The 25,501-nt window shown below is 68.0% G+C and carries 29 protein-coding genes; 14 read left to right on the top strand and 15 right to left on the bottom strand.

Annotated features, from left to right (window positions below; genetic code table 11):
• Positions 1-56 precede the first annotated feature (56 nt).
• Positions 57-917: a class I SAM-dependent methyltransferase gene (locus G6N66_RS04295; protein ID WP_276012579.1), complete on the top strand. Its 861-nt coding sequence runs from the start codon at positions 57-59 to the stop codon at positions 915-917.
• On the top strand, positions 917-2,107 hold the full coding sequence (locus G6N66_RS04290) for a CoA transferase (RefSeq protein WP_085231490.1): 1,191 nt from the start codon (positions 917-919) through the stop codon (positions 2,105-2,107). The genes G6N66_RS04295 and G6N66_RS04290 overlap by 1 nt, the downstream gene beginning before the upstream one ends.
• A 67-nt stretch (positions 2,108-2,174) precedes the next feature.
• Here G6N66_RS04290 and G6N66_RS04285 read toward each other — a convergent pair whose 3' ends face one another.
• Entirely contained in the window at positions 2,175-2,651 is a 477-nt protein-coding gene (locus tag G6N66_RS04285) for a hypothetical protein (protein ID WP_085231491.1), read from the bottom strand.
• Between the two features lie 214 nt (positions 2,652-2,865).
• Between G6N66_RS04285 and G6N66_RS04280 the strand changes: the two genes are divergently transcribed.
• Entirely contained in the window at positions 2,866-3,336 is a 471-nt protein-coding gene (locus G6N66_RS04280) for a hypothetical protein (protein WP_085231492.1), read from the top strand.
• A 98-nt stretch (positions 3,337-3,434) separates the two neighbouring features.
• On the opposite strand, the gene G6N66_RS04275 is transcribed toward G6N66_RS04280, so the two are convergent.
• The 8 genes from G6N66_RS04275 to G6N66_RS04240 all read right to left on the bottom strand — a co-directional run bounded on the left by G6N66_RS04275 (position 3,435) and on the right by G6N66_RS04240 (position 11,650).
• Positions 3,435-3,890: a hypothetical protein gene (locus G6N66_RS04275; protein ID WP_085231493.1), complete on the bottom strand. Its 456-nt coding sequence runs from the start codon at positions 3,888-3,890 to the stop codon at positions 3,435-3,437.
• 158 nt (positions 3,891-4,048) lie between these two features.
• Entirely contained in the window at positions 4,049-4,489 is a 441-nt protein-coding gene (locus G6N66_RS04270) for a response regulator (protein WP_085231494.1), read from the bottom strand.
• On the bottom strand, positions 4,486-6,087 hold the full coding sequence (locus G6N66_RS04265) for a sensor histidine kinase (protein ID WP_085231495.1): 1,602 nt from the start codon (positions 6,085-6,087) through the stop codon (positions 4,486-4,488). The genes G6N66_RS04270 and G6N66_RS04265 overlap by 4 nt, the downstream gene beginning before the upstream one ends.
• On the bottom strand, positions 6,084-7,229 hold the full coding sequence (locus G6N66_RS04260) for a PP2C family protein-serine/threonine phosphatase (protein WP_085231568.1): 1,146 nt from the start codon (positions 7,227-7,229) through the stop codon (positions 6,084-6,086). The genes G6N66_RS04265 and G6N66_RS04260 overlap by 4 nt, the downstream gene beginning before the upstream one ends.
• A gap of 218 nt (positions 7,230-7,447) precedes the next feature.
• Complete coding sequence (locus G6N66_RS04255; protein ID WP_085231496.1) at positions 7,448-8,722, bottom strand: MFS transporter; 1,275 nt, start codon at positions 8,720-8,722, stop codon at positions 7,448-7,450.
• A gap of 21 nt (positions 8,723-8,743) precedes the next feature.
• Entirely contained in the window at positions 8,744-9,910 is a 1,167-nt protein-coding gene (locus G6N66_RS04250; RefSeq protein ID WP_085231497.1) for an acyl-CoA dehydrogenase, read from the bottom strand.
• A 14-nt stretch (positions 9,911-9,924) separates the two neighbouring features.
• A complete protein-coding gene (purE, locus tag G6N66_RS04245; RefSeq protein WP_085231498.1) occupies positions 9,925-10,440 on the bottom strand; it encodes a 5-(carboxyamino)imidazole ribonucleotide mutase in 516 nt (171 codons plus the stop codon).
• On the bottom strand, positions 10,433-11,650 hold the full coding sequence (locus tag G6N66_RS04240; protein ID WP_163645778.1) for a 5-(carboxyamino)imidazole ribonucleotide synthase: 1,218 nt from the start codon (positions 11,648-11,650) through the stop codon (positions 10,433-10,435). Before G6N66_RS04240 ends, purE begins: the two co-directional genes overlap by 8 nt.
• An 82-nt stretch (positions 11,651-11,732) precedes the next feature.
• On the opposite strand from G6N66_RS04240, the gene G6N66_RS04235 reads away from it, so the two are divergent.
• Complete coding sequence (locus tag G6N66_RS04235) at positions 11,733-12,404, top strand: GtrA family protein (protein WP_085231499.1); 672 nt, start codon at positions 11,733-11,735, stop codon at positions 12,402-12,404.
• Here the strand turns inward: G6N66_RS04235 and G6N66_RS04230 are convergent.
• The 3 genes from G6N66_RS04230 to G6N66_RS04220 are packed head-to-tail and all read right to left on the bottom strand — an operon-like array spanning position 12,356 to position 15,212.
• Entirely contained in the window at positions 12,356-12,877 is a 522-nt protein-coding gene (locus G6N66_RS04230) for a PH domain-containing protein (protein ID WP_085231500.1), read from the bottom strand. The genes G6N66_RS04235 and G6N66_RS04230 overlap by 49 nt on opposite strands.
• A gap of 11 nt (positions 12,878-12,888) precedes the next feature.
• Positions 12,889-13,647: a biotin--[acetyl-CoA-carboxylase] ligase gene (locus G6N66_RS04225; protein WP_139825063.1), complete on the bottom strand. Its 759-nt coding sequence runs from the start codon at positions 13,645-13,647 to the stop codon at positions 12,889-12,891.
• Entirely contained in the window at positions 13,644-15,212 is a 1,569-nt protein-coding gene (locus G6N66_RS04220; protein ID WP_085231501.1) for an FAD-binding protein, read from the bottom strand. The genes G6N66_RS04225 and G6N66_RS04220 overlap by 4 nt, the downstream gene beginning before the upstream one ends.
• Before the next feature lie 39 nt (positions 15,213-15,251).
• Here G6N66_RS04220 and G6N66_RS04215 point away from each other — a divergent pair, with 39 nt between their 5' ends.
• The 7 genes from G6N66_RS04215 to G6N66_RS04185 all read left to right on the top strand — a co-directional run bounded on the left by G6N66_RS04215 (position 15,252) and on the right by G6N66_RS04185 (position 21,701).
• Entirely contained in the window at positions 15,252-16,901 is a 1,650-nt protein-coding gene (locus G6N66_RS04215; protein ID WP_085231502.1) for an acyl-CoA carboxylase subunit beta, read from the top strand.
• Complete coding sequence (locus G6N66_RS04210; protein WP_085231571.1) at positions 16,859-17,122, top strand: acyl-CoA carboxylase subunit epsilon; 264 nt, start codon at positions 16,859-16,861, stop codon at positions 17,120-17,122. The genes G6N66_RS04215 and G6N66_RS04210 overlap by 43 nt, the downstream gene beginning before the upstream one ends.
• Positions 17,119-17,754 carry a Maf family protein gene (locus G6N66_RS04205; protein WP_085231503.1) on the top strand — a complete coding sequence of 212 codons (636 nt, stop codon included), beginning with the start codon at positions 17,119-17,121 and terminating at the stop codon, positions 17,752-17,754. Before G6N66_RS04210 ends, G6N66_RS04205 begins: the two co-directional genes overlap by 4 nt.
• A gap of 80 nt (positions 17,755-17,834) precedes the next feature.
• Positions 17,835-18,737, top strand: coding sequence for a sulfurtransferase (locus tag G6N66_RS04200; protein ID WP_085231504.1), 903 nt, complete (start codon positions 17,835-17,837; stop codon positions 18,735-18,737).
• Positions 18,737-19,156 carry a cysteine desulfuration protein SufE gene (locus G6N66_RS04195; protein ID WP_085231505.1) on the top strand — a complete coding sequence of 140 codons (420 nt, stop codon included), beginning with the start codon at positions 18,737-18,739 and terminating at the stop codon, positions 19,154-19,156. The genes G6N66_RS04200 and G6N66_RS04195 overlap by 1 nt, the downstream gene beginning before the upstream one ends.
• A 114-nt stretch (positions 19,157-19,270) precedes the next feature.
• The gene (locus tag G6N66_RS04190; RefSeq protein WP_085231506.1) at positions 19,271-21,064 is read left to right on the top strand and encodes an acetyl/propionyl/methylcrotonyl-CoA carboxylase subunit alpha; all 1,794 of its coding nucleotides are present in this window, start codon (positions 19,271-19,273) and stop codon (positions 21,062-21,064) included.
• A 223-nt stretch (positions 21,065-21,287) separates the two neighbouring features.
• Positions 21,288-21,701 carry an STAS domain-containing protein gene (locus G6N66_RS04185; RefSeq protein WP_232079201.1) on the top strand — a complete coding sequence of 138 codons (414 nt, stop codon included), beginning with the start codon at positions 21,288-21,290 and terminating at the stop codon, positions 21,699-21,701.
• Here G6N66_RS04185 and G6N66_RS04180 read toward each other — a convergent pair.
• Positions 21,672-22,463, bottom strand: coding sequence for an RNA polymerase sigma factor SigF (locus G6N66_RS04180; RefSeq protein WP_085231507.1), 792 nt, complete (start codon positions 22,461-22,463; stop codon positions 21,672-21,674). The genes G6N66_RS04185 and G6N66_RS04180 overlap by 30 nt on opposite strands.
• Positions 22,460-22,897 (bottom strand): ATP-binding protein, encoded by a 438-nt coding sequence (locus G6N66_RS04175; RefSeq protein WP_085231573.1) that lies wholly within the window; start codon positions 22,895-22,897, stop codon positions 22,460-22,462. Before G6N66_RS04175 ends, G6N66_RS04180 begins: the two co-directional genes overlap by 4 nt.
• Before the next feature lie 393 nt (positions 22,898-23,290).
• Here G6N66_RS04175 and G6N66_RS04170 point away from each other — a divergent pair, with 393 nt between their 5' ends.
• Together G6N66_RS04170 and usfY are read left to right on the top strand one after the other, a co-directional pair.
• Positions 23,291-23,671: a hypothetical protein gene (locus G6N66_RS04170; protein WP_085231508.1), complete on the top strand. Its 381-nt coding sequence runs from the start codon at positions 23,291-23,293 to the stop codon at positions 23,669-23,671.
• Between the two features lie 115 nt (positions 23,672-23,786).
• Positions 23,787-24,122: a protein UsfY gene (usfY, locus tag G6N66_RS04165; RefSeq protein WP_085231509.1), complete on the top strand. Its 336-nt coding sequence runs from the start codon at positions 23,787-23,789 to the stop codon at positions 24,120-24,122.
• 17 nt (positions 24,123-24,139) lie between these two features.
• On the opposite strand, the gene G6N66_RS04160 is transcribed toward usfY, so the two are convergent.
• Positions 24,140-24,529 carry a hypothetical protein gene (locus G6N66_RS04160; RefSeq protein ID WP_085231510.1) on the bottom strand — a complete coding sequence of 130 codons (390 nt, stop codon included), beginning with the start codon at positions 24,527-24,529 and terminating at the stop codon, positions 24,140-24,142.
• A 302-nt stretch (positions 24,530-24,831) separates the two neighbouring features.
• On the opposite strand from G6N66_RS04160, the gene G6N66_RS04155 reads away from it, so the two are divergent.
• A complete protein-coding gene (locus G6N66_RS04155) occupies positions 24,832-25,500 on the top strand; it encodes a TetR/AcrR family transcriptional regulator (protein ID WP_085231511.1) in 669 nt (222 codons plus the stop codon).
• The last annotated feature ends 1 nt before the right edge of the window (position 25,501 follow it).

The raw sequence follows: 25,501 nt of genomic DNA, 5'->3' as shown, positions 1-25,501 counted from the left end.
GGCGCAGCGCGAACGACAGCTGGGACCTGGCGACCAGCGTGGGCGCCACCGCCACCATGGTGGCCGCGGGACGCGCCCGGGCTACCCGGGACGCGCTGATCGACGACCCGTTCGCCGAACCGCTGGTGCGCGCCGTCGGCCTGGACTTCTTCTCCCGCTGGGCCGCCGGGGAACTCGCGTCCGCCGACGTCGACGACCCCGGCGCGGCGTGGGGCATGCAGCGCATGACCGAGCTGCTGGCCGCGCGCACCCGCTACATCGACGCGTTCTTCGCCGAGGCCGCCGCGGCCGGCATCCGGCAGGTGGTCATCCTGGCCGCCGGCCTCGACGCGCGGGGATACGGCCTCGCCTGGGCGCCGGGAACGACGGTGTTCGAAATCGACCAGCCGCAAGTCATCGAGTTCAAGACCGGCACCCTGACCGGCCTCGGCGCCACACCCACGGCCGAGGTGCGCAACGTCGCGATCGATCTGCGCGACGACTGGCCGACGGCGCTGCGACAAGCCGGATTTGACACCCAGCGGCCGGCCGCGTGGGCGGCCGAGGGGCTGCTGGGGTTCTTGCCCCCGGACGCGCAGGACCGGTTGCTGGACAACGTCACCGCGCTCAGCGCCGACGGCAGCCGACTGGTGGCCGAGGTCTTCGTGAACACGGGCGCCAGCGGGGCCGCCTTGGATGCCGCCACCAGCAGGTGGCGCGACAGGGGCCTCGACATCGCGCTGGACAATCTGAGCTTTCCCGGCGACCGCAATGACGCGGCCACCTACCTGGGCGAGCGTGGCTGGCGGGTGGACCGCACCACTTTGAATCAGTTGTTGGCGCACAACGGTTTACCCCTGCAGTCCGCCAACCCCGAAGCCCCGTTCGGGGGAAACTACTACTGCACGGCGGCGCTGCACGAACGAAAGGCCGACTGATGCCAAACAGCAAGCCCCCCAAGCCACTTGACGGTTTCCGGGTACTCGACTTCACGCAGAACATCGCCGGGCCGATGGCCGGTCAGGTGCTGGCCGACCTGGGCGCCGAGGTCATCAAGGTCGAGGCGCCGGCCGGCGAGGCGGCCCGGCACATCACCGCCGTGCTGCCCGGACGCCCGCCGCTGGCCACGCTGTTCCTGCCGCACAACCGCGGCAAGAAGTCGGTGATCGCGGACCTCACCGACGCCGAAACCAAGGAGCAGATCCTGCGGCTGGTGGATACCGCGGACGTCGTGCTGGAGGGGTTTCGCCCCGGCGTGATGGAACGCATGGGCCTGGGCCCGGACGAAATGCGTTCCCGCAACCCCAAACTCATCTACGCGCGCCTGTCCGCCTACGGCGGCAACGGACCGCACGGCAGCCGGCCGGGCGTCGATCTCATGGTCGCGGCCGAGTCGGGCATGACCACCGGGATGCCGACACCGAGCGGCAAGCCGCAGATCATTCCGTTCCAACTCGTCGACGCCGCCAGCGGTCACGTGCTGGCCCAGGCGGTGCTGGCCGCGCTGCTCAACCGCGAACGCCACGGCGTGGGCGACACCGTGCGCGTCGCGATGTACGACGTGGCGGTCAGCCTCCAGGCCAGCCAATTGACCATCCACTTGAACAAGCCCAGCGAGGCTCCCAAACCGGAATCGGCGCCAAATGCCAAGAAGCGCAAGGGTGTTGGCTTTGCCACCCAGCCGTCGGACGCGTTCAAGGCCGCCGACGGCTACCTGGTCATCAGCGCCTACGTGCCCAAGCACTGGGCAAAGCTGTGCCAGATCATCGGCCGGCCGGAGCTGATCGATGACGAGCGGTTCGCCACCCAGCGCTCGCGGGCAATCAATTACCCCGAGCTGACCGAGGAACTGGAGTCGGCGCTGGCCGCCAAGACCGCCGCCGAATGGGTTGCGGCGCTACAGGAGGGCGGGCTGATGGCCTGCCTGGCCTACACCTGGAAGCAGGTCGTGAGCACCGAGCTGTTCGCCGAGAACGAGCTCGCGCTCACGGTCGGCAGCGGCGACGAGCAGATCTCGGTGGTCCGCCTGCCCGCCCGCTACTCGAGCTTTGACGCCGCGGCCACCGATCCCCCGCCCGCCCCCGGCCAGCACACGGACGAGTTTCTGGGCGTCACGGAACCAGCTTGACCACTCGGTCGTTGCCGCAATCCACAACGTAGACAACGCCGTTGGCGTCCACGATTCTGGGGCTCGATCAGCCCACCTCGTAGGACTCCTGCGACACCCGGAAGAAGTGACCGGTGCTGCTGTCGGTGCAGGTAACGCTCAATTGCTCACTGTCACAACTGATTGCGCCAAACGGGCGCGATTTTTGGCCGTAGTCGAGTGTGGGCGATATCGGCGTTTTGCTAGCACCGACGACACACGGCGTGTCCTTCGGCGACGACGGCAATCCGCCTTGCCAAAGTCCGAATTGCGGCCAAGCGACCAAGCCGCCGGATTGACATTCTCCCGCATAGGTGGCATGAGCGATTGTGCAAACGACGCCCGGATCGGTCCCCTGCGCATAGCCCATCTTGCAGTGGATGTCGCCCGACGGGGACTGAAACTCGTAGCTCTCATCTGCGTGTGCAGCGGCCGGAAGGCCGGTGCCTGTCGCGACCGCCGTCACTGCGACCAGGGCGAGCTTGGTGATTGTCATGGCCTGCCTGTGGTACGACATCGTGGTCATTTGGGCGTCCTTTCCGGACGGAGATGTCCGGGGTCCGGGGGTGTCGTGCCGGGCGCGGTCGTTGGTTGTGCCCGGCCGTGACGGCTGTTCCTGCAAATGAAAACTGCCTCGCCAGGACGAACGACTGGGCGGGCTCCAATTCCTCTCTGCTGCAGGTCGAAGTGTCGTAGCGTTCTTGGTGCGACCCTAATACCCCCAGAAGGGACATCCGACCATGCCGAAGATCACTGCCCGCCCGGTCGGGGCCCTCGCCGCAGCCATCGCCCTCATCGCGGGCGCCGCGGTCGCCAACGCCGATCCGGGGGACAACACGCCAATGCAGACGGCGCGCGGCGACTACGTCGGAAAGTGGCAGAGGCACGAAAGCATGATGACGATCGCGCCCGACGGCACCGGGACGATCCTGCTCGGGTCCAGCGCGCGCGACGGCGAGAAGTGGACCATGCGCTGGACGCAAGGCGACGGCCTGGGTCTCACGATCAGGTTGGACCAGCGCATCGATGCCTGGGGCGACGGAATGTCCGGCACCCTCAACCAGCAGACCGCGTGGAAGGCTGAGCTCGTCGTGGCCCCAGACGGTGCGACCGTGCTCCACTTAGCCGACAACGACGCCCAACTCAGCGATGCGAACGCGGGTGCCATCTGGTGCGGCAAGTATGGCTCCAGCCGCTTCTGCGGCGCCTGACGAGCATCGTCGGCCAGCCCGATGAGGACGTCCGACCGCCCGAAAGGTACATCAGCCAGTCGCAGCCCCCGCCTGGTAGCGAATTCTCCCAGGCGTGGTCAGCCCACCTGGTAGGACTCGCGTGACACTCGGAAGAAGTGACCGGTGCTGGAGTCGGTGCATGTCATGGCCGCGCTCTCGCTCACACAGGTGATCGCGCCCGCGGTGCGCGATTGGCCGACGTCGAGTGTTGGGGCGCCATCGGGAAATTGGTGGTCCGAGTGCCAGAGACCCGCGACGGGTGCGCTGCCTCGGGCGAGGAGAAAGACGTTGCCCCGCCCACCCATGGTGTAGTCCGGGGGCGGTGGAATGAACCAGGTGTAGTCCTTGATCTCGCAAGAGGCGCCGCCTGGGTTCAACGAACAGCCGACGTTTCCCGACGGGGACTGAAAGTCGTAGCGCTCATCCGCGTGTGCAGCCGTCGAAAGGCCGGTGGCTGCCGCGACCGCCGTCAGTGCGACCAGGGTGAGCTTCATGATCGTCAAAGCCTGCCGGTGGTACGCCAATGTGCCCATGTCGGTGTCCTTCCTGACGGAATTCTGTGACGGCCGTTCCTGCACAGTTTGTCAGGTGCCTTGCGTACCCCGCCTTGGCTTCTGGCGCGTTGCAGTCGTCGGCGTGAACCAGCACGGCATCGTACGCACCGCCGAGCCCGCCGGCGCACTGTAGGTCGTCAGCCTTGCGGCAGGCGAACCACCTGCAAGAAGAACTCGTCGATCTGACGGACCGCGTTGATGAACTGGTCGAGGTCGACCGGCTTGGTGACGTAGGCGTTGGCGTGCAAGTTGTAGCTGCGCACAATGTCCTCCTCCGCCGAGGAGGTGGTCAGCACGACCACCGGGATGCGACTGAGATCGGGGTCGGACTTGATCTTCTCGAGCAGCTGGCGGCCATCGTATTTCGGCAGATTCAGGTCCAGCAGGATGAGGTCGGGCCGCCGCGCATCCTGGAATTCGCCGCGCTGGTAAAGGTAGTTCAATCCTTCCTCGCCATCGTGCGCGACATGCAACCGGTTCTGTAACTTGTTGTCCTCGAAGGCTTCCCGGGTGATGAGCTCGTCGCCCGGGTCGTCCTCCACGAGCAGGATCTCGATGGGGCGGGTGGCTGGTGTCATTCGGGTGCTCCTTGTCGGGTTGCCACACGCCGCGCGTCGGCGTCACTGGATTCACTGGATTCACTTACCGGCAGCGTGAATTCGAACCTGGTTCCCCCGTCGTAGGACGCATCGATGCGGATGGTTCCGCCGTGGTGCTCGACGATCTTCTTGCACAACGCCAGACCCAGACCGGTGCCGGAGTATCGGTCGCGGCCGTGCAGCCGCTGGAAGATCACAAATACCTTGTCGACGTACTCCTTGTCGATGCCGATGCCGTTGTCGGTCACCGTCACGAACCACTCACCGGCGCGCTGTTTGCATTCGATGACGATGTGGGGCGGCTGATCCGCGCGCCGGAACTTCACCGCGTTGCCAATCAGGTTCTGCCACAACATCGTTAGCAGGGTGGGGTCCCCGACCACCCGGGGAAGACGCTGCGCCGGGCGCACGATCTCGGCGTCGGATTCCTCGAGCGCGGTGGCGAGGTTGGCCACCGCGTCGTCCAGCGCGGCTTCCAGGTCGGCCTCGGCGCTGACCGCGCCCACCCGGCCGACCCGGGAAAAGCTGAGCAGATCGTTGATGAGCACCTGCATGCGTTTGGCGCCGTCGACCGCGAACCCGATGTATTCCAGACCGCGCTCGTCGAGCTTGTCGCCGTACCGCTTCTCGAGCAGCTGGCAGAACGACGCGACCCTTCGCAACGGCTCCTGCAGATCGTGCGAGGCCACGTAGGCGAACTGCTCGAGTTCGGCGTTGGAGCGGCGCAATTCGATCGTTTGCTCATCCAGCAGCATCCGAGCCGACCGCGACGCCTCGAGCTCCTCCACCATCCGCTGCCGCATGTCCTCCACGTCCAGCGCCATGCGTCGAACGTCCGTCGGGCGGCGCGGCGGCGTGATGGCTTCGTCGAAGTGGCCCTGGGTGATTCGCCGGCACGCCGCGGCCAGCGATTGCAGCGGGAGGGTGACCGCATACCGGGTGAGCAGTCCCAGGAAAGTCGCGGTGGCGCAGAACACCACGACCATGGCGACCAGCACCCGGTCGCGCCAGTCGTCGACGCGCCGGATTTCGTCGGCGGCATGCGCTCGCGCCCTGGCCAGGTCGTCGTTCTGCACCGTGAAAAGCCCACGTATATGGTCGAATTCGGCCTTGCCCCGTTCGGCCGTGGCGCTGGTGACCAGGCTGGGAGTGTTGGGGGCCACGCTCGCGATGAGCGGATCGGCGTAGGTCGCCCGCCAGGCGGCGGAGGCCTTCTCGATCGCATCCAGATCCGCGATCAGGTCGGGGTGGGAGCCGATTCGGCGCCGCACCTCGGCCGCCGCCGCCAGCTCGTCATGCTCGCCGTCGTAGTACGGGGCGAGGAACTGCCGATCGGCGGAGATCACATAACCGCGCAGACCCGTCTCCTGATCGCGCAGCGCCGCCTGCAGGTCGGCCGCCGCGACGCGCGCCGGCAGGATGGTGTCGGTCATCTCGCGCGTCATCTCATCGGTGCGGCTTAGCAGCGCCGCGCCGGCCACGGCGCCGAGCAGCACCAGCAGGCCCATCGACAGCAGCACCAAAAATTGCCATCCCCGCACCGTCAGCTGTGGCCGGCGGGACCGGTCGGCGGTCACTCGGTGGTCCGCTCCACGCGCACCACCGCGATGTCGTCGATGAGTCCGCCGTGGGCCCGCGCGCGTTCCTCGGCACCGTCGATGAGCGCGTCGACGAACTTGGCACCGGGCAAGCCCGCGTGCGCGCGGGCCAGCGCCAGCAGGCCGTCCTCGCCGAGGCGTTCGCGGCCGCGCCCCGAATACCCCTCGAACAGGCCGTCGGTCAGCAGCAGCAGCCCATGTCCCGCTGGCACTTCGATCTTGTGCCGCGGCCACTCGTCGGCATGCAGGCCCAGCGCGGGGCCGAACGGGGGTTCGATCCATTCCACCGTGTCGGGACCGTGCAGCAGCATCCCGGGATGCCCGGCGCGCACCGCGGTGGGCGGGGCGCCGTCGGGCGGGATCTCCACGCTGAGAACCGTTGCGAAGACGCCTTTTTCGGTGCGTTCGGCGTGCAGCACCTGTTCCAGCTGCGGCATCCGGTCCGCGGCGTCGATGCCGGCGAACGTGAGCGTGCGCCAGGCGATCCGCAATGCCGCGCCCAGGGCCGCTTCGTCAGGTCCGTGGCCGGCGACGTCGCCGATCAGCACATGGGTCACCCGGTCCGGGGTTTGCACGACGTCGTAGAAATCTCCGCACAACAACGCGTTCTTGCGGCTGGGCCGATAGCGGGTGACGATGTCGACACCCGGCTCGTCCAGCAACCGCGGCGAGGGCAGCAGGCCGCGTTCGAGTAGTGCGTTCTCGCGGGCCCGAAGCTGGCTTGCATGCAGATCCGCGGCGATGAGCTCGGCGCGTTTGCGTTCGATCGCGTAAAGCAGTGCGCGGCGCAGCATTTCGGGCTCCACGCGCCCCTTGACCAAGTAGTCCTGCGCGCCGGCGGCGACCGCGGAAGCCCCGAAGTACTCGTCGTTCAGCCCGGTCAATACGACGATGGGAACGGTCGCGTCGTGCTTGGCGATGCGGTCGAGCGCGTCGATTCCGCTGGCGTCGGGGAGGTTCAAATCCAGTAGGACGCAGTCGGGTCGGGCGGATTCCATCGCGCGCTCCGCGTGCGCCATCGACTGCGCCCAAACCACGTCGATGTCGGCGACCGCCTCGGCGATGAGGTCTTCGACCAGCACGGCGTCGCCGCGGTCGTCCTCGACCAGCAGCAGCGACAGCGACTGCCAGGACTGCCAGGCCCGGACCGGGCGGCTATCGGGTGCGCGCAAGGAGAACCCCGTCCTTCACTTGCCACCCCCTGGCCCCTTGCGTCTGAAGTGCGCGACACCGGCCCCACACCCCCGCTGTAAAGGTGGATCCTATTGGGTACGGCTCAGCATTTCGCGCGGATCGCGCGTTCGCTTCTCGGACAGACCCTACGCGGCGACGCACCGCCTCACACGGAGGCCAATGCGGTTCCCGCCGTTTCCGGCAACAGCGCCGTGCAGCCGAGGCTGACGAGAATCAGGGTCGCCATCATCAGCCCGACGGCCCAGCCACCGGTCGTTGCCATCAGGGCGCCCGCCAGCATCGGCGGCAGCGCGCCGCCGATCACGCCACCGGTGTTGAAGGCCAGTCCCGCACCGGTGTAGCGGTAGCGGGTCGCGAAGATTTCCGGGATGAACGAGGTCAGCGGTCCGGTTAGCGACCCCACGATCGCGTAGGTGCCGACGATGCCGACGCCGAACAACGCCCGATTGCCGGTGTCCAGTAACGGCAGCACGGCGAAAGACCAGGGCAGCGCCGCGGCGAAGCCACCCATTAGGACGCGCCGGCGCCCCACCCGGTCGGACCACACGGAAGCCAGGGCCGTGCACGGGGTCATCGTCAGGCCGCCGAGCACCCCGACGAGCAGGATCAGGTTTTTCGGGTGCCCCAGTTCGATGCGGGCGTAGTTCATCAAATACGTCGCCGCCATGAAGCTCAGGGTGAACGGTCCAACCGCGCAGCCCGAGGCGAGAAGAACCTGGCGGCGCTGGGCGCGGAAAAGCTCAGCGATCGGCGCGCGTGGCACGGTGCGCGACGTCTGTTCGGCCTGATGCGAGGCGAAGACCGGCGTCTCAGCGATATTCAGCCGCACATACAGCGCGACCACGATCAGCACGGCGCTGAACAGGAACGGCAACCGCCAACCCCAACTCAGGAATGCCGGGCTGTTTTCTCCGATGGTGAAATCGACCGTCAGCAGGGCAAGGTTGGCCAGCACCAGGCCCAGGCCGGCGCCCAGCGGCGTGGACATGCCGTACTGCCCCCGTTTGGCGCCGGGCGCGTGCTCGGCGACCAGCAGCGCCGATCCGGCCCATTCACCGCCGAGGGCGATGCCCTGCAGCAACCGCAGCCCGAGCAGGATCAGCGGCCCGGCGACCCCGATGGTCGCCGCGCCCGGCAGCGCGCCCACCGCCACGGTCGACAGGCCCATGATCAACAGCGTGGCGACCAGCGTGGTTTTCCGGCCGAGGCGGTCACCGAAGTGGCCGAAGATGCCCGCGCCCACGGGTCGCGAGAAGAATGCCGCCGCGAAGGTGGCCAGGGACGCGATGGTCGCCATGGTGGATCCCAGGTGCGGAAAGAACACATGGGGGAATACCAGCGCCGCCGCGGTCCCGTAGAGAAAGAAGTCGTAGAACTCGATCGTCGAGCCCACCAGGCTGGCCAAGGCCACTCGGACCATTGGCGTCGGCGCGTGCATGCCTCAGCGCAGCAACGCCCGCGACATCACCACGCGCTGAATCTGGTTGGTGCCCTCGTAGATTTGGGTGATCTTGGCGTCGCGCATCATCCGCTCGACCGGGAAGTCGACCGTGTAGCCGGCGCCGCCGAACAGTTGCACCGCGTCGGTGGTGACCTCCATGGCCACGTCGGAGGCGAAGCATTTCGACGCCGCCGAGATGAAGCCCAGGTCGGCCTCGCCGCGCTCGGCGCGGGCGGCGGCGGAGTAGACCATCAGCCGGGCGGCCTCCACCTTCATCGCCATGTCGGCCAGCATGAACTGGACGGCCTGGAAACTGCTGATCGACTGGGCGAACTGCTTGCGGTCCTTGGTGTAGGCGATCGCCGCGTCCACCGCGCCCTGGGCGATGCCCACCGCCTGCGCGCCGATGGTGGGCCGGGTGTGGTCGAGCGTGGCCAGCGCCGTCTTGAAGCCGGTGCCCGGCTCGCCGATGATCCGGTCGCCCGGGATGCGGCAGTTCTCGAAGTACAGCTCCGTGGTCGGTGAGCCCTTGATCCCGAGCTTGCGCTCCTTCGGCCCGACGGTGAACCCCTCATCGTCCTTGTGTACGACGAAGGCTGAGATGCCGTTGGCGCCCTTGTCCGGATCGGTCACCGCCATCACCGTGTACCAGGTCGACTTGCCGCCGTTGGTGATCCAGCACTTGGCGCCGTTGAGGATCCAGTCGTCGCCGTCGGCCTTGGCCCGGGTGCGCATCGACGCGGCGTCGCTGCCGGCCTCGCGTTCGCTCAGCGCGTAGGACGCCATCGCGCCGTCGACCAGCGTCGGCAACACCTGCTTCTTCAGCTCATCGGAGCCGCGCAGGATCAGGCCCATGGTGCCGAGCTTGTTGACCGCCGGGATCAGCGACGACGAAGCGCAGACGCGGGCCACCTCTTCGATCACGACGCAGGCGGCCACCGAGTCGGCGCCCTGGCCGCCGTACTCGTCGGGCACGTGGACCGCGTTGAAGCCCGACGCGTTCAGCGCCGCCAGCGCCTCCTCGGGGAACCGCGAATTTTCGTCGACGTCCGCCGCGTGCGGGGCGATCTCCTTCTCCGACAGGGCGCGGATCGCCGCCCGAAGCTCCTGGTGTTCCTCCGGGAGTTGGAACAGATCGAATGACGGGTTTCCCGCCCAGCTAGCCATGCGCTCTCCTTGTGCTACTCGCGGGTAACTTTACCGTGCAGCTCCTGCAGCGCCGCATCCTTGGTCCGCACGGTCTCGGCCAGCTGGTCCTGAAACGCCGCGATCCGCGCCCGCAGCGCAGGGTCGGACGCGCCCAGGATGCGCACCGCCAGCAAACCGGCGTTGCGGCCGCCGCCGATCGACACCGTGGCCACCGGCACTCCGGCGGGCATTTGCACGATCGACAGCAACGAGTCCAGGCCGTCGAGCCGGGCCAGCGGCACCGGCACCCCGATCACCGGCAGCGGGGTGGCGGCGGCGACCATACCGGGCAGGTGGGCGGCGCCGCCCGCGCCGGCGATGATGACCTCGATGCCGCGGTCGGCCGCGCCGCGGGCGTAGTCGAACATCACCTGCGGCGTGCGGTGCGCCGACACCACGCGGACCTCGGTTGCGATGTCGAACTCGGCCAGCGCCTCGGCGGCGTCGGCCATCACCGACCAGTCGCTGTCGCTGCCCATGATCACGCCGACCCTCGCAGACTCAGCCATGTGGGTCCCATCCGTCCGTCCACTCACCGTGCGATAACCAGTGTGCCGCCCGCTGGGCGCGTTCACGCAGCCCGGCCAGGTTTGCCGGGTCCGACCCGACGAAGTTGATGTGGCCGACCTTGCGCCCGGGCCGTTCCTGCTTGCCGTAGAGGTGAACGCGGGCGTCGGGCATCCGGGCGAACAGGTGGTGCAGCCTCTCGTCGAGCGCCATCGCCGGCTGCTGCGGCGCGCCCAGCACGTTGGCCATCACCGTCACCGGGGCGATGGCGTCGGTGTCGCCGAGCGGATAGTCCAGCACCGCGCGCAAATGCTGCTCGAATTGGCTGGTCCGGGCGCCGTCCATGGTCCAGTGGCCGGAGTTGTGCGGACGCATCGCCAGCTCGTTGACCAGCAGGTCACCGTCGGTGGTCTCAAACAGCTCGACGGCCAGCACCCCGACGACGCCCAGCTCGGCGGCCAGGCGCAGCGCCAGCGCCTGCCCCTCGGCGGCCAGATCCTCGGGCAGCTCCGGCGCGGGCGCGATCACCTGCACGCAGATCCCGTCGGCCTGCACCGTCTCCACCACCGGCCAGGCCGCGCCCTGACCGAACGGCGAGCGGGCCACCAGCGCCGACAGCTCGCGGCGCAGGTTCACCTGCTCCTCGGCCATCACCGGCACCCCGTCGGCCAAAAAGTCGGTCGCGATCTCGCGGGCGTGCGAGGGATCGCGGGCCATGCGCACCCCGCGCCCGTCGTAGCCCCCGCGCACCGCCTTGACCACCACCGGACCGCCGATGCGCCGCGCGAAGTCGTCCAGCTCGTCGAGGGTTCCGATACCGGTGAAGCGTGGCACCCGCGCGCCCAGCGCCTCCAACCGCCGCCGCATCACCAGCTTGTCCTGGGCGTGCACCAACGCCTGCGGCGGTGGCTGCACGTTGACGCCCTCGGCGACCAGCTTGTCCAGCAGTTCGGTCGGGACGTGCTCGTGGTCGAAGGTCAGCGCGTCGGCGCCGGCCGCGACCCGGCGCAAATCTTCCAGGTCGGTGTGGGAGCCGATCACCACATCGGGGCTGACCTGCGCCGCGGCCTCGTCGGGCGCGGTGGCCAGCACCCGCAGGGTCTGCCCCAGCGCGATCGCGGCCTGGTGGGTCATCCGGGCCAGCTGACCGCCGCCGACCATCGCGACGACGGGCTTAGAGGCGGGCGTGCGTGTTGTCGGCACGGCCATCATGGTGTCAGTTGACGTGCCGGGAAGCGAAATTGTGACGAAGCCTTTTGCATCGATTTCGCGTCCGTCCGTAAACTGGCGTGCTGTGTCCTTTGCCGACGCCACCATCGCGCGCCTGCCCCGGTTCATCCAGCCGCTTGCGCTGCGCCATCACGAGCTGATCAAATTCGCCATCGTCGGGGGCACCACATTCATCATCGACTCGGCGATCTTCTACACGCTGAAGCTGACCGTGCTGGAGTCCAAGCCGGTCACCGCCAAGGTGATCGCCGGCATCGTCGCGGTCATCGCGTCCTACATCCTGAACCGGGAGTGGAGCTTCCGCGACCGTGGCGGGCGCGAGCGCCATCACGAGGCGTTGCTGTTCTTCGCGTTCAGCGGCGTGGGTGTGTTGCTGAGCATGGCCCCGCTGTGGGTGTCCAGCTACGTCTTCGGACTGCGGGTCCCGACGGTGTCGCTGACGGTGGAAAACATCGCCGACTTCATCTCGGCCTACATCATCGGCAACCTGCTGCAGATGGCGTTCCGGTTCTGGGCGTTCCGGCGCTGGGTGTTCCCCGACCAGTTCGCGCGCAACCCCGAGAAGGCGCTGGAATCGCTCACCGCCGGGGGTATCGCCGAGGTCTTGGAGGACGAGATCGAAAGCGGCTTGGACGGAAACGTCACGCTGTTGCGCGCCTGGCGTAACCGCAGGGCTAACCGGTTCGGTCAGCTGGGTGACCCGGGCTCGTCGGATCCGGTGTCGAAAACCTCGTGATACAGCAGCGCGTGCACGTTACGCAGCTGCGGAATGTCGTTGAATTCCAACGGATCCTGTGACGCGGATTCGATAATCAGCGTCCCGGTGCGAAACATCCTCTCCCACAGCTTGTCTCGGAATTCCACGCTGTTGATCCGCGCCAGCGGGATGTCGATGCCGCTGCGCGTGGCGACCCCATGCCGAAACATCACCCGCCGGTTGGTGACGACGAAATTGGTGGTCAGCCAGGTCAGAAACGGCCACAGCGTGAGCCAGCCGACGATCACCAGCCAGATCGCCCAGATGACCCCGTAGACCACGTTCTTGGTGGGTTGGCCCCAGTGCGTCGAGTTCACGTAGCCGGATCCGAACGCGGCCAGCGCGGTCGCCAGCACGAGCACGACGACGGGCCAGATCAGCCGCTTCCAATGCGGATGGTGATGCAGGACGACCCGCTCACCGTTGGCCAGGACATTCTCCGGATAGCCCACAATCGCAGACCCTAACGCAGGTGCACCACGTCGCCGGCCGAAATCACCACCGGCGTACCCCCGGTGTCCAGGCACAACTGGCCGCGCGCATCGATGCCGGTCGCGGTTCCGACGACCTCGTCGCCGCCGGGCAGTTGTGCCCGCACCCGCGACCCGATGGTCAGGCTGCACGCCCGGTAGTCGGCGGCCAACTGGGGGTCGGCGCCGCGCCACTGGGCGATCCGGCCGCCCAGCGCGCGCAACAGGCCGACGACGAGCGATTCCCGGTCGGGGGCGACGCCCAGCTGCACCAGCGAGGTCGCACCGGGGACGTCGGCGGGGGCCGGCGCGACGTTGAGCCCGAGACCGATCACCACCGACGGCCGTGCCACCTCGGCCAGGATGCCCGCCAGCTTGCCGCCCTTGACCAGGACGTCGTTGGGCCACTTGAGGCCCGCGCCCTCGATCAGCGGGGATACCGCGTCGATCACGGCGACGCCGGTGGCCAGCGACAACCAGCCCCAGGCCTGCGTCGGGACTTCCGCGGCGCTGACGCCGACCGACATGATGATCTGCGCGTGCGGGGCGGCCGACCAGGCCCGGCCGTGCCGCCCGCGGCCCGCGGTCTGGTGCTCGGCGATCAACACCGCCCCGCCGATGTCGATGCCTGACGCGGCGCGGGCCAGCAGGTCGGCGTTGGTGGATGCGGTCCGCGCCACCACGTCCAGTTGCCGCCAACCGGCGTCGGCCGCCGCGGCGCGCAGCGCGTCCTGGTCCAGCGGAGCCGTCACCGGGCGGCCCGTTCGAGCATGTCCATCACGGCCAGGTGGCTGAACAGCATGCTCGTCCCGATCGGGTTGCCGCCCCCGGGATACGCCTCGCCGCTGGGCGCGGCCATCGTGTTGCCGGCCGCGTACAGGCCGGGGATCGGCCGACCCGAGGTGTCGAGCACCCGCGCCGCCGTGTCGGTGCGCAGCCCGCCCTTGGTGCCCAGGTCCGAAATGCCGAACGCGGCGGCGTGAAACGGCGGTGAGTCGATGGGCACCATCGGCGAGGCGCCACCGGAGAATGCGCGATCGAACGCCTCGTCGCCGCGCCCGAAATCCTCGTCGACGCCGGCGGCGGCGAATGCGTTGAACCGCTTGACAGTTGCGCTCAGCCGCTCGGGCGGCACGCCGATCTTCGCGGCCAACTCCTCTAGCGTGTCCGCGGTGTGCCACAGCCCGGCCGCGACGTATTTCTCGGTCTCGACGATGGTGACGTTGGCGGCCTTGACCGGCGGCACCTCACCCTCCTTGTCGTCGTAAATCATCCAGTACGGCAACGTGATTGAGCCGTCGCGCAGCTGCGCGATGATCTCGCGGCCGGCCCGGTCATAGGCCCGGGACTCGTTGACGAACCGGTCGCCGTTCTGGTTGACGAAGATGCCGCCGGTGAACCACAGCGCGAACGCGGAGCGACCATCGGGATGGGTCATCCCCGGCGACCACCACGCCTGATCCATCAGGTCGATGTCCGCGCCAGCCGCGATGCCGGCCTGCAACGCCAGGCCGCGGCTCCCGGGCGAACCCATCGTGTCCCGCGCGACGCCGGGCACACCGAATCGTCGGCGCAGCTCGTCGTTGCTTTCGAAGCCGCCGGCGGCCAGCAGCACCCCCCGGCGGGTGCGGATGGCGCGACGCTGCCCCGCGCTCTCGACGATCGCGCCGGTCACGCGGCCCTCCGAGCGCACCAGTTCGACCAGCGCGGTGTCCCGCCGCGTCGCGGCGTTGGGGTACTGCCCGATGGCGGTGAGGAAGCGCGCGATCAGCGCGCGGCCCCCGATGTAGTAGTCGGCGGGGGGTGCGGTGCCGAGCCGGTCGTTGTCCAGCGGCCCGCGGATCACCTCGCGCAGTTCGGGCGCGGCCGCCACCTTCAGTGGCTTGGCCGCGATGTGTCGCTGACCGTCCAGCCGGGCCTTGGGCGCCTTGCCGAAGTAATCGGGCCAGGGCAGCGGCACGAATTTCAGGTTGGCGTCGAGCTCCAGGTACTCGATCAGCGGCGCGCCGCCGCGGACGAAGGTTTCCTGCAATTCGCGCGGGGTGCGGTCGCCGACAACGGCGCGGTAGTAGGTCAGCGCGTCCTCGATGGTGTCGTCGAAGGAGCCAGGGGCGGCGGCGCGCACCAGCACGGGGTTGCACGGAAACCACACGCCGCCCCCGCCGGAATAGGCGGTGGTGCCGCCGAACTTGTCGGTCGCCTCGACCAGTAGGACGTCGAGGCCTTCGCGCGCGGCCGTGTATGCGCCGGTGACACCGCCGCCGCCCGATCCGGCGACGAGCACGTCATGTTCTTCGTCCCAGTCGACCGTGCCCATAGTCAGCAGAGAGTATCTCCGCCCGTAACATCGAGTCCCATGACAAGCGTTACCGACCACTCCGCTCATACCGCGGAGCCCGCGGCCGAGCACACCGTCGACATCCACACCACCGCGGGCAAGCTCGCCGAGCTGCACAAACGCCGAGAAGAGGCGCTGCACCCGGTCGGTGAGGACGCCGTCGAGAAGGTGCACGCCAAGGGCAAACTGACCGCGCGCGAGCGGGTCTACGCCCTGCTGGACGAGGATTCGTTCGTCGAGCTCGACGCGCTGGCCAAGCACCGCAGCACCAACTTCGGGCTGGAATCCAACCGCCCGCTCGGCGACGGCGTCGTCACCGGGTACGGCACCATCGACGGCCGCGACGTGTGCATCTTCAGCCAGGACGCCACGGTGTTCGGCGGCAGCCTCGGCGAGGTGTACGGCGAGAAGATCGTCAAGGTCCAGGAATTGGCGATCAAGACCGGCCGCCCGCTGATCGGCATCAACGACGGCGCGGGCGCACGCATCCAGGAGGGCGTCGTCTCGCTGGGCCTGTACAGCCGGATCTTCCGCAACAACATCCTGGCCTCGGGCGTCGTCCCGCAGATCTCGCTGATCATGGGCGCGGCCGCCGGCGGGCACGTGTACTCGCCCGCGCTGACCGACTTCGTCATCATGGTCGACCAGACGAGCCAGATGTTCATCACCGGGCCCGACGTCATCAAGACGGTCACCGGCGAGGACGTCACCATGGAGGAGCTCGGCGGCGCCCACACCCACATGGCCAAGTCGGGCACGCTGCACTACGTCGCCTCCGGCGAGCAGGACGCCTTCGACTGGGTCCGCGACCTGCTGAGCTACCTGCCGCCGAACAACTTCACCGACCCGCCGCGCTTCGCCGAACCGCATCCCGAGGGCTCCATCGAGGACAACCTCACCGCCGAAGACATCGAGCTGGACACCCTGATCCCGGACTCCCCCAACCAGCCCTACGACATGCACGAGGTGATCACCCGCATCCTCGACGACGACGAATTCCTGGAAATTCAGGCGGGTTACGCGCAGAACATCGTCGTCGGGTTCGGGCGCATCGAAGGCCGCCCGGTCGGGATCGTGGCCAACCAGCCCACCCAGTTCGCCGGCTGCCTGGACATCAACGCCTCGGAGAAGGCGGCCCGGTTCGTGCGGACCTGCGACTGCTTCAACATCCCGATCGTCATGCTCGTCGACGTGCCCGGCTTCTTGCCCGGCACCGGGCAGGAATACAACGGCATCATCCGCCGCGGCGCCAAGCTGCTCTTCGCCTACGGCGAGGCGACCGTCCCGAAGATCACCGTCATCACCCGCAAGGCCTACGGCGGCGCCTACTGCGTCATGGGCTCCAAGGACATGGGCTGCGACGTCAACATCGCCTGGCCCACCGCGCAGATCGCGGTGATGGGCGCCTCGGGCGCGGTGGGCTTCGTCTACCGGCAGCAGCTCAAGGAGGCCGCCAAGGAGGGCCGGGACGTCGACGCGCTGCGGTTGGAGCTGCAGCAGGAGTACGAGGACACCCTGGTCAACCCCTACGTGGCGGCCGAGCGGGGCTTCATCGACGCGGTGATCCCGCCGTCGCACACCCGCGGCTACGTCGCCACCGCGCTGCGCCTGCTGGAACGCAAGATATCCCACCTGCCGCCCAAGAAGCACGGGAACATCCCACTGTGAGCGAACAGCAGCCGCACGAGCCGCACATCCAGGTCCTCAAGGGGCATCCCACCGACGCCGAACTGGCCGCGCTGATCGCCGTGCTGGGCAGCGCGGGCAGCGCGCCGCCACCCCCACCGCAGGAGCGCACCCGTTGGGGGCTCCCGGTGGACCGGCTGCGGTATGCGATCACCAACTTCCAGCGGGTGACCATGCAGGAACGCCTCCACATGCGGCATTGACCCGGCTGGTGCTGGGGTCGGCCTCGCCCGGCCGGCTCAAGGTGCTGCGCCAGGCCGGCGTCGAGCCGCTGGTCGTGGTCTCCGGTGTCGACGAGGATCTGATCGCGCAGCGACTGGGTCCCGATGCCCCGCCGGAGGAGATGGTGTCCGCGCTCGCGCGGGCCAAGGCCGAGCGGGTCGCCGCCCGACTGGAGGGCCCCGTCACCGCGGATTGCGTTGTGATCGGCTGTGATTCGATGCTGCACCTCGACGGAGGGCTCTGCGGCAAGCCGGAAACGGTGGCCGACGCGCGGCGGCAGTGGCAGTCGATGGCCGGCCGCGCCGGCCGGCTCTACACCGGCCATTGCCTGATCCGGTGCCTGGACCACAAGATCGTCCACACCAACACCGAAACATCAATCACCACAGTGCATTTCGGGACACCGTCGGCCGATGACCTGGAGGCCTACCTGGCATCGGGTGAATCGTTGCGGGTCGCCGGCGGGTTCACCCTGGACGGCCTGAGCGGGTGGTTCATCGACGGGGTCGACGGCGACCCGTGGAACGTGGTCGGCTTGAGCCTGCCGCTGTTGCGCTCGCTGCTGCGGGCGGCCGGCCTGTCCGTCGCCGCGCTGTGGGGTTCGCGAGACTGAACCCACGCACACCCGCCGCGGCGTGTCGTGTGCCTGGTTGCAGTGTCGGCGGTGACCCGCGCGACGGTAGGCTCGATTACGTGCCACTTCCCGCGGATCCAAGCCCCACGCTGTCGGAATACGCCCACCCCGAACGGCTCGTCACCGCCGACTGGCTCTCGTCGCAGATGGGAGCCCCCGGCCTGGCGATCGTCGAATCCGACGAGGACGTCCTGCTTTACGACGTCGGCCACATTCCCGGAGCGGTGAAGATCGACTGGCACACCGACCTCAACGATCCCCGGGTGCGCGACTACATCGACGGCCAGCAGTTCGCCGAATTGATGGACCGCAAGGGCATCGCCCGCGACGACACCGTGGTGATCTACGGCGACAAGAACAACTGGTGGGCCGCCTACGCGCTATGGGTGTTCACCCTGTTCGGCCACCCCGACGTGCGCCTGCTCAACGGCGGGCGGGACCTGTGGTTGGCCGAACGCCGCGAAACCACGCTGGCCGTCCCCACCAAGACCTCGACCGGCTATCCCGTCGTGCAGCGCAACGACGAGCCGATCCGCGCGTTCAAGGAAGACGTGCTGGGCATCCTCGGCACCGAACCGCTGATCGACGTGCGCTCGCCCGAGGAGTACACCGGCCAGCGGACCCACATGCCCGACTACCCGGAGGAGGGTGCGCTGCGCGCCGGCCACATCCCCACCGCCCGGTCGATCCCGTGGGCCAAGGCCGCCGACGAGAGCGGCCGATTCCGCAGCCGCGAGGAGTTGGAACGGCTGTATGACTTCGTCACGCCGGACGACCAAGCCGTCGTGTACTGCCGCATCGGCGAGCGGTCCAGCCACACCTGGTTCGTGCTCACCCACCTGCTGGGCAAGCCGGGCGTGCGCAACTACGACGGATCGTGGACCGAGTGGGGCAACGCCGTGCGGGTGCCGATCGTGGCCGGTTCCGAACCAGGACAAGCACCCGGAGTCGTGCCGGTTTGATGAGTCTGCCCGCACCCCTGGCCGACGTGGTGTCCGACTTCGCCGAAGTCCAGGGCCAGGACAAGCTGAACCTGCTTTTGGAGTTCGCCAACGAACTGCCGGCCCTGCCCGCTGACCTGGAAGAGGCGGCGATGGAGCCGGTGCCCGAATGCCAGTCCCCGCTGTTTCTGCACGTCGACGCGCACGACCCCACCCGGGTCCGGCTGTATTTCAGCGCGCCCCCGGAAGCCCCGACCACCCGCGGATTCGCCGCGATCCTGGCCGCGGGCCTCGACGAACAGCCCGCCGCCGACATCCTGGCCGTGCCCGAGGATTTCTACACCGAGCTCGGTCTGGCCGCCCTGATCAGCCCGCTGCGGCTGCGCGGAATGTCGGCGATGCTCACCCGGATCAAGCGCCGGGTGCGGGATAGCGCTTGAGCCGGTTGTCGGGTGGCCGGGTGCCAGCGGCCGCGGCGCGCCGCCTAAACTTCCCGGGACAAGACTTGTAAGAAAATCTCTTAAAGACCAAAAACCAGCCCTACAGGAGGCGCAGTGGCCAGTCACGCCAGCTCGAGGATCGCCAAGGTGCTCGTCGCCAATCGCGGCGAGATCGCCGTCCGGGTGATCCGGGCGGCCCGCGATGCGGGCCTGCCCAGCGTGGCGGTCTACGCCGAGCCCGACGCCGACGCGCCGCACGTGCGGCTGGCCGACGAGGCCTTCGCCCTCGGCGGGCAGACCTCGGCGGAGTCCTACCTGGACTTCGGCAAGATCCTCGACGCCGCCGCCAAGTCGGGTGCCAACGCCATCCACCCCGGCTACGGATTCCTTTCGGAGAACGCGGATTTCGCGCAGGCGGTCATCGACGCCGGCCTGATCTGGATCGGGCCCAGCCCGCAGTCGATCCGCGACCTCGGTGACAAGGTCACCGCCCGCCACATCGCCGCCCGCGCGCAGGCGCCGCTGGTGCCCGGTACCCCCGACCCGGTCAAGGACGCCGACGAGGTGGTGGCCTTCGCCAAGGAGTACGGCGTGCCGGTCGCGATCAAGGCGGCCTTCGGCGGCGGCGGCCGCGGCATGAAGGTGGCCCGCAGCATCGAAGAGATCCCCGAGCTGTTCGAATCGGCCACCCGCGAGGCCGTCGCGGCGTTCGGCCGCGGCGAGTGCTTCGTCGAGCGCTACCTCGACAAGCCCCGCCACGTCGAGGCGCAGGTGATCGCCGACCAGCACGGCAACGTCGTGGTGGCCGGCACCCGCGACTGCTCGCTGCAGCGCCGCTTCCAGAAGCTGGTGGAAGAGGCGCCGGCGCCCTTCCTGACCGACGCGCAGCGCAAAGAGATACACGAATCCGCCAAGCGGATCTGCAAGGAGGCGCACTACTACGGCGCCGGGACCGTCGAGTACCTGGTCGGCCAGGACGGCCTGATCTCGTTCCTCGAGGTCAACACCCGCCTGCAGGTCGAGCACCCGGTCACCGAGGAGACCGGGGGCATCGACCTGGTGCTCCAGCAGTTCAAGATCGCCAATGGCGACAAGCTGGACATCACCGACGACCCGACGCCGCGCGGGCACGCCATCGAGTTCCGGATCAACGGCGAGGACGCCGGGCGCGGCTTCCTGCCCGCCCCCGGCCCGGTCACCCGCTACGACATCCCCACCGGCCCCGGTGTCCGGGTGGACTCCGGCGTCGAGGGCGGCTCGGTGATCGGCGGCCAGTTCGACTCGATGCTGGCCAAGCTGATCGTGTACGGCGCCACCCGCGAGGAGGCGCTGGCACGCTCCCGCCGGGCGCTGGACGAATTCCACGTCGAGGGCCTGGCCACGGTGATCCCGTTCCACCGTGCCGTGGTCAGAGACCCGGCGTTCGTCGGCGACGATAACGGCTTCAGCGTGCACACCCGCTGGATCGAGACCGAGTGGGAGAACACCATCGAGCCGTTCACCGGTGGTGAACCGCTCGACGAGGAGGACAACCGGCCGCGGCAGAAGGTCGTCGTCGAGGTCGACGGCCGCCGACTCGAGGTGTCCCTGCCCGGCGACCTGGCGCTGGGCAACGGCACGCCCGACGCGGTCGGCGTCGTCCGCAAGAAGCCCAAGCCGCGCAAGCGGGGCTCGCACGGCGGGGCGGCGGCCTCCGGTGACGCGGTGACCGCCCCCATGCAGGGCACCGTCGTCAAGGTCGCCGTCGAAGAGGGCCAGCAGGTCGCCGTCGGCGATCTCGTGGTGGTCCTCGAGGCGATGAAGATGGAGAACCCGGTCACGGCGCACAAGGAGGGGACCATCACCGGGCTCGCGGTCGAGGCCGGTGCTGCCATCACCCAGGGCACGGTGCTCGCAGAAATCAAGTGATGCCGGGCAATCCGGCCCGCCTGACCAGCGACTCTAAGAATCGGCTGCCTCGCGTTGTGGGGCAGACCGAGCGCGGGTACTGTTCGAAAGAGGTTGAGTTCACAGCCGCCCGGAAACCGTCAGCAGCGCGCCGGGGAGGCGAATTCCCTACCCCCCCGAATTTTTCGCAGTTGACTGACGCGATCCACCGCACGAACCGCAACCTTACCGAGGGGAGTCAGCAATGACTGTGACCCAATCATGGCAGCGCAGCGGCAGCGCCGAATTCAGTGTTCGCCCAGGCCCGTTGGCCACCGTGATCACCGCACACGGCGAAATCGACGCCGCAAACGCCAATCATCTCACCGCGCTCGTCGAGCGCGCCAGCCTCGAGTCGAGCCAACTGATCGTGGACCTGCGCGGCCTGAATTTCTTTGGCACTGCAGGCTTTTCGGCGCTGCACCGGATCAACGTCGTATGTTCGGGTGCGGGCGTGCCGTGGGTCCTGGTATCGGGTCGCGCGGCGGAGAGGGTGCTGCGAATCTGCGACCCAGACGACACACTTCCGACCACCGATGCGCTACCCGACTTCGTTTCGGACGAGCCCGCTGCGGGCGAGCCGCGCCCCCTACTCCAGTTGGTCCCGCAATCGCGCTAGCGATTTGGCCAACAGGCGCGACACGTGCATCTGTGAGATGCCGACCCGCTCGGCGATCTGGGTCTGCGTCATGCTCTCGAAAAACCTGAGCACCAACACCATTCGTTCGCGTTCCGGCAGCGCCTCCAGCAAGGGACGCAGCGCCTCCCGATTTTCGATCCGGTCCAGGGTGGTGTCGACGTCGCCCAGCGTGTCGGCGATCGCGCGGGCGTCGTCGTCGTCGCCCCCGGTGCCGGCGCTGTCGATGGACAGCGTGTTGTAGGAGCTGCCCGCGACCAGACCCTCGACCACTTCTTCGCGGTCCATGCCGAGTTCCGCGGCGAGTTCGGTCGCGGTGGGCGCCCGACCGAGCCGTTGCGACAGTTCGGCCGTGGCCGCGCCCAATCGCAGGTGCAGTTCCTTTAGGCGCCGCGGAACCTTGACCGACCAACTGTTGTCCCGGAAGTGCCGCCGGACCTCGCCCATGATCGTGGGCACCGCGAACGACACGAAATCGGATCCGGTCTCGACGTTGAAGCGCACCACCGCATTGACCAACCCGACCCGGGCGACCTGGACGAGGTCGTCGCGCGGTTCGCCGCGGCCCTCGAATCGCCGGGCGATGTGGTCGGCCAGCGGCAGGCACCGCTCGACAATCTTGTCGCGGTGGCGCTGCAACTCCGTCGAGTCCGCGGAAAAGCTCGCCAGCTCACGGAACATGTCCGGGACATCGGCGTATTCATTCGGTCGGGAAGTTGAATCGCCGGCTTCTCGCGAAGTCACCGGCTGGAGGCCGCCCGTCGCGCCGTCAGTGTGATGCCGAAGACACTGCCGGACTCGTCGGGATCGCGCCCGTCGTGGAAGGTCTGCACGTCGTCGGCGAGCGAAGTCAGGACGTGCCAGCTGAAGCTGCCCGGTGCCACCACGTCGTGAGTGTCACATGCCGCGGAAGCCTCGACCACCAATTCGTCGTCGCGCGGATCGACGATGACAACCAGGGTGGCATCCGGAGTGGCCGAGCGGATCAGCCGGGTGCACACTTCGTCCACCGCGAGCCTCAGGTCCGCCACGGCATCGAAATCCAGGTCCTCGAAGGTGCCGATCGCACCGACCAGCGTGCGCAGCATCGCCAGATTCTCCAGCCGAGCAGCAACGTGCAACTCCACGGCGCGCTGGCCTTGTTGGCGCTTGTTGGCGCGCGATTCGGCATCGATCATCTGCTCTCCCGGCAACGTCTCACTGACACCCTGTTCCTTTTGGCGCTCATCGTAGGACCCGTCCTGGACGCTACGTTCGAGCCGGTCAGTCATGATCGCTGCCCGATACGCGTCGGGCGCGCAGCGCGAACCGGGTCGCGGTGACCGCCGGGATCAGCGCTGATCATATTGATCATGTGGTTATTGGCATTCTTCGGCTATCTACTGGCTATCTGCTTTGGTGCGTCGTTCGGTTATCCCACGCTCCGGGTCAATCACGCTAACGCACAACCACCGGCACTTCATCATGGTCTAGACCTCATACCCGCTCGGCGTGGCAAATAACCCAGCAGCAGGCTATATGCGCGGCGGAGTTCTTAACAGCGCAAGCGCGCAGACCTACACTTATCCGTTATGAGGCAAATTCTGCCGCGGGCAGTGGTGCTTCTGGGATCGTGGGCGATCGGGCTGCTGGTGGCGGCCTCGGTTGTCCCCCATGTGGCGGTGTCGAGGTCGGGGTTCATCGTCGCGGTGGTGTTGTTCTCGGTGACGCAGCTGGTGCTGTCCCTGCTGATCTCGCGGTTGCCGCACGGTTATGCGTCGCTGCTCCTGGGTGGCACCGGACTGGTGCTGACGTTCGTCGCGTTGAGCCTCTCGGCGGCGCTGACGCACGGGATCGTCATCCGCGGCGCGGTGTCCTGGATCGCCGCGACGATCGTGGTGTGGCTGGTGACGACGGTGGGCGCGATCTCCCTGCCGGACACGCTCGGCGGCAGGAGCGCGCGCTCCGCCTGAGCGGGTTACGAACCGCTGGTTAGCGCCGAATTCGCACGTTCCGCCCGGTTCGCCGAGTGAGTAGCATTTCTTCTATCTCGTCCTTGACGGCGCAGGGAGTTAGAAGGGAGGGGTGATGGGCGACAGGCATCACGACCCGACGGATCACTTCCGGACCACCCAGCCGCACGCTGGCATCACGATGAAGGACAACCTCTTTTGGCCCGGGTTCATCCTGCTGGGTGTGGCATTTTTCGGAGTGATCGGCGCCTTGGCGGCCGCCGCCTACCGACACTACGAGTGGCTCGCCACGACCGTGCTCGTCGCGGTGCTCGCCACGGTGGCCGCGGCACTGTGGTTTGTCGTGGAAGTCCGCCGGGTGGCCAGCATCGACGAGCAGTGGAATCTGGCCGACGGCAACGCGAACCGGGCGGACACCAAAGGCGCGCTGCGCCAACATGTTTCGGGCTAAGAACGGCCTTAAAGCGCTTATAGCGCCAGCACCGGACCGGCGATCGACGACACGCTCATGGACACCGTCACCGCCATCAGCGTCAGCAAAAACCAGCCGGCGCCGTGCCATCCCCACCACGTGCCCTCGTCGCGCCAGACCCGGTAGGTCCGCAGGAACGCCCACAACCCGGCGACGAGCAAGATCGCCGGCCCGACGAACGCCAGCAGCGTGCGTTCCGGCGCTCCACAGGCCACCGTGTCGACGCTCATCCCGTTGCAGGTGCTCACCCACGCCGCGGCCATGATGACGAAACCGACGCCGACGACCGCAGATATGACCGCGAATCGGATGGCGGCGCGAACCTCACCGTCCTCCTGCCCCAGGCGATCACCGCCCGACGGCTGATGCTGATGCACCCTCTGCATGGTGTTTCCTCGTATCCCCGCGCTCGGCTACTGGTGCTGCTGTCAGCCCACCGCTAGCTAAATCGCTCCGCGTGGCGAATTGATTACATTTCAAAGTCGCCTGGTCCGGATACCCACCCTGAGCACGGTAAAACACCCGTCGGCGGACTCAGGCCGGCATTGCCCGAGGCACCCCGGCTACCGTCGCCGAATGCCGCCTAAGGCGGTCAACTATTCGGGCGAATTGCGGTCGGCGCACGGCACGGGTGTCGCTAAAGAGCGGCGCGATAAACCGCTTAATAGTCATGAGTACTATCTGACACATGGTAGCCAGGAGGCGGTTATCCCCCGAGGACCGCCGCGCTGAGCTGCTCGCTCTGGGGGCAGAGGTCTTCGGGAAGCGGCCGTACGACGAGGTCCGCATCGACGAGATCGCTGAGCGGGCTGGGGTGTCACGGGCACTGATGTATCACTATTTTCCCGATAAGCGGGCGTTTTTCGCCGCGGTTGTCAAGGACGAGGCCGACCGCCTGTACCAGTCCACCAACAAGGACCAAGCCCACGGGCTGACGATGTTCGACGAGGTGCGGATGGGCGTGATGGCCTACTTCGCCTACCACGAGCAGAACCCCGAGGCCGCCTGGGCGGCGTATGTCGGGCTGGGCCGGTCGGACCCGGTTCTGCTGGGCACGTCCGACGAGGCCAAGAACAAGCAGCTGGAACACATGATGGCGCGCATCAACGAGGTGGTGTCCAAGGTTCCGGGGGCGAAGCTGGAAGCCGACATCGAGCGGGACCTGCGGGTGATTTGCAACGGCTGGCTGGCGTTCACCTTCGAGGTCTGCCGTCAGCGGATTATGGACCCCACCACCGACGCCGACCGCCTGGCCGACTCGTGCGCCCACGCGCTGTTCGACGCGATCGCCCGGGTGCCCGAGATTCCCGCCGAGCTGTCCCATGCGATGGAGACCGCGGCCATCGAGCCGCGGTAGC

The sequence above is a fragment of the Mycobacterium conspicuum genome (assembly GCF_010730195.1).
GTDB lineage: Bacteria > Actinomycetota > Actinomycetes > Mycobacteriales > Mycobacteriaceae > Mycobacterium > Mycobacterium conspicuum.
Note: the sequence above shows the minus strand (reverse complement) of the source record. Positions and strands in the feature narration are given on the sequence as shown.

Coding starts and splice junctions, on each gene's coding strand:
- G6N66_RS04185 (WP_232079201.1), top strand. CDS start 21,288: ATGACTGTGACCCAATCATGGCAGCGCAGCGGCAGCGCCGAATTCAGT.
- usfY (WP_085231509.1), top strand. CDS start 23,787: ATGGGCGACAGGCATCACGACCCGACGGATCACTTCCGGACCACCCAG.
- G6N66_RS04240 (WP_163645778.1), bottom strand. CDS start 11,650: ATGATGGCCGTGCCGACAACACGCACGCCCGCCTCTAAGCCCGTCGTC.
- G6N66_RS04275 (WP_085231493.1), bottom strand. CDS start 3,890: ATGGGCACATTGGCGTACCACCGGCAGGCTTTGACGATCATGAAGCTC.
- G6N66_RS04160 (WP_085231510.1), bottom strand. CDS start 24,529: ATGCAGAGGGTGCATCAGCATCAGCCGTCGGGCGGTGATCGCCTGGGG.
- G6N66_RS04285 (WP_085231491.1), bottom strand. CDS start 2,651: ATGACCACGATGTCGTACCACAGGCAGGCCATGACAATCACCAAGCTC.
- G6N66_RS04155 (WP_085231511.1), top strand. CDS start 24,832: ATGGTAGCCAGGAGGCGGTTATCCCCCGAGGACCGCCGCGCTGAGCTG.
- G6N66_RS04255 (WP_085231496.1), bottom strand. CDS start 8,722: ATGGTCCGAGTGGCCTTGGCCAGCCTGGTGGGCTCGACGATCGAGTTC.
- G6N66_RS04170 (WP_085231508.1), top strand. CDS start 23,291: ATGAGGCAAATTCTGCCGCGGGCAGTGGTGCTTCTGGGATCGTGGGCG.
- G6N66_RS04290 (WP_085231490.1), top strand. CDS start 917: ATGCCAAACAGCAAGCCCCCCAAGCCACTTGACGGTTTCCGGGTACTC.
- G6N66_RS04280 (WP_085231492.1), top strand. CDS start 2,866: ATGCCGAAGATCACTGCCCGCCCGGTCGGGGCCCTCGCCGCAGCCATC.
- G6N66_RS04295 (WP_276012579.1), top strand. CDS start 57: ATGGTGGCCGCGGGACGCGCCCGGGCTACCCGGGACGCGCTGATCGAC.
- G6N66_RS04215 (WP_085231502.1), top strand. CDS start 15,252: ATGACAAGCGTTACCGACCACTCCGCTCATACCGCGGAGCCCGCGGCC.
- purE (WP_085231498.1), bottom strand. CDS start 10,440: ATGGCTGAGTCTGCGAGGGTCGGCGTGATCATGGGCAGCGACAGCGAC.
- G6N66_RS04220 (WP_085231501.1), bottom strand. CDS start 15,212: ATGGGCACGGTCGACTGGGACGAAGAACATGACGTGCTCGTCGCCGGA.
- G6N66_RS04250 (WP_085231497.1), bottom strand. CDS start 9,910: ATGGCTAGCTGGGCGGGAAACCCGTCATTCGATCTGTTCCAACTCCCG.
- G6N66_RS04195 (WP_085231505.1), top strand. CDS start 18,737: ATGAGTCTGCCCGCACCCCTGGCCGACGTGGTGTCCGACTTCGCCGAA.
- G6N66_RS04270 (WP_085231494.1), bottom strand. CDS start 4,489: ATGACACCAGCCACCCGCCCCATCGAGATCCTGCTCGTGGAGGACGAC.
- G6N66_RS04175 (WP_085231573.1), bottom strand. CDS start 22,897: ATGATCGATGCCGAATCGCGCGCCAACAAGCGCCAACAAGGCCAGCGC.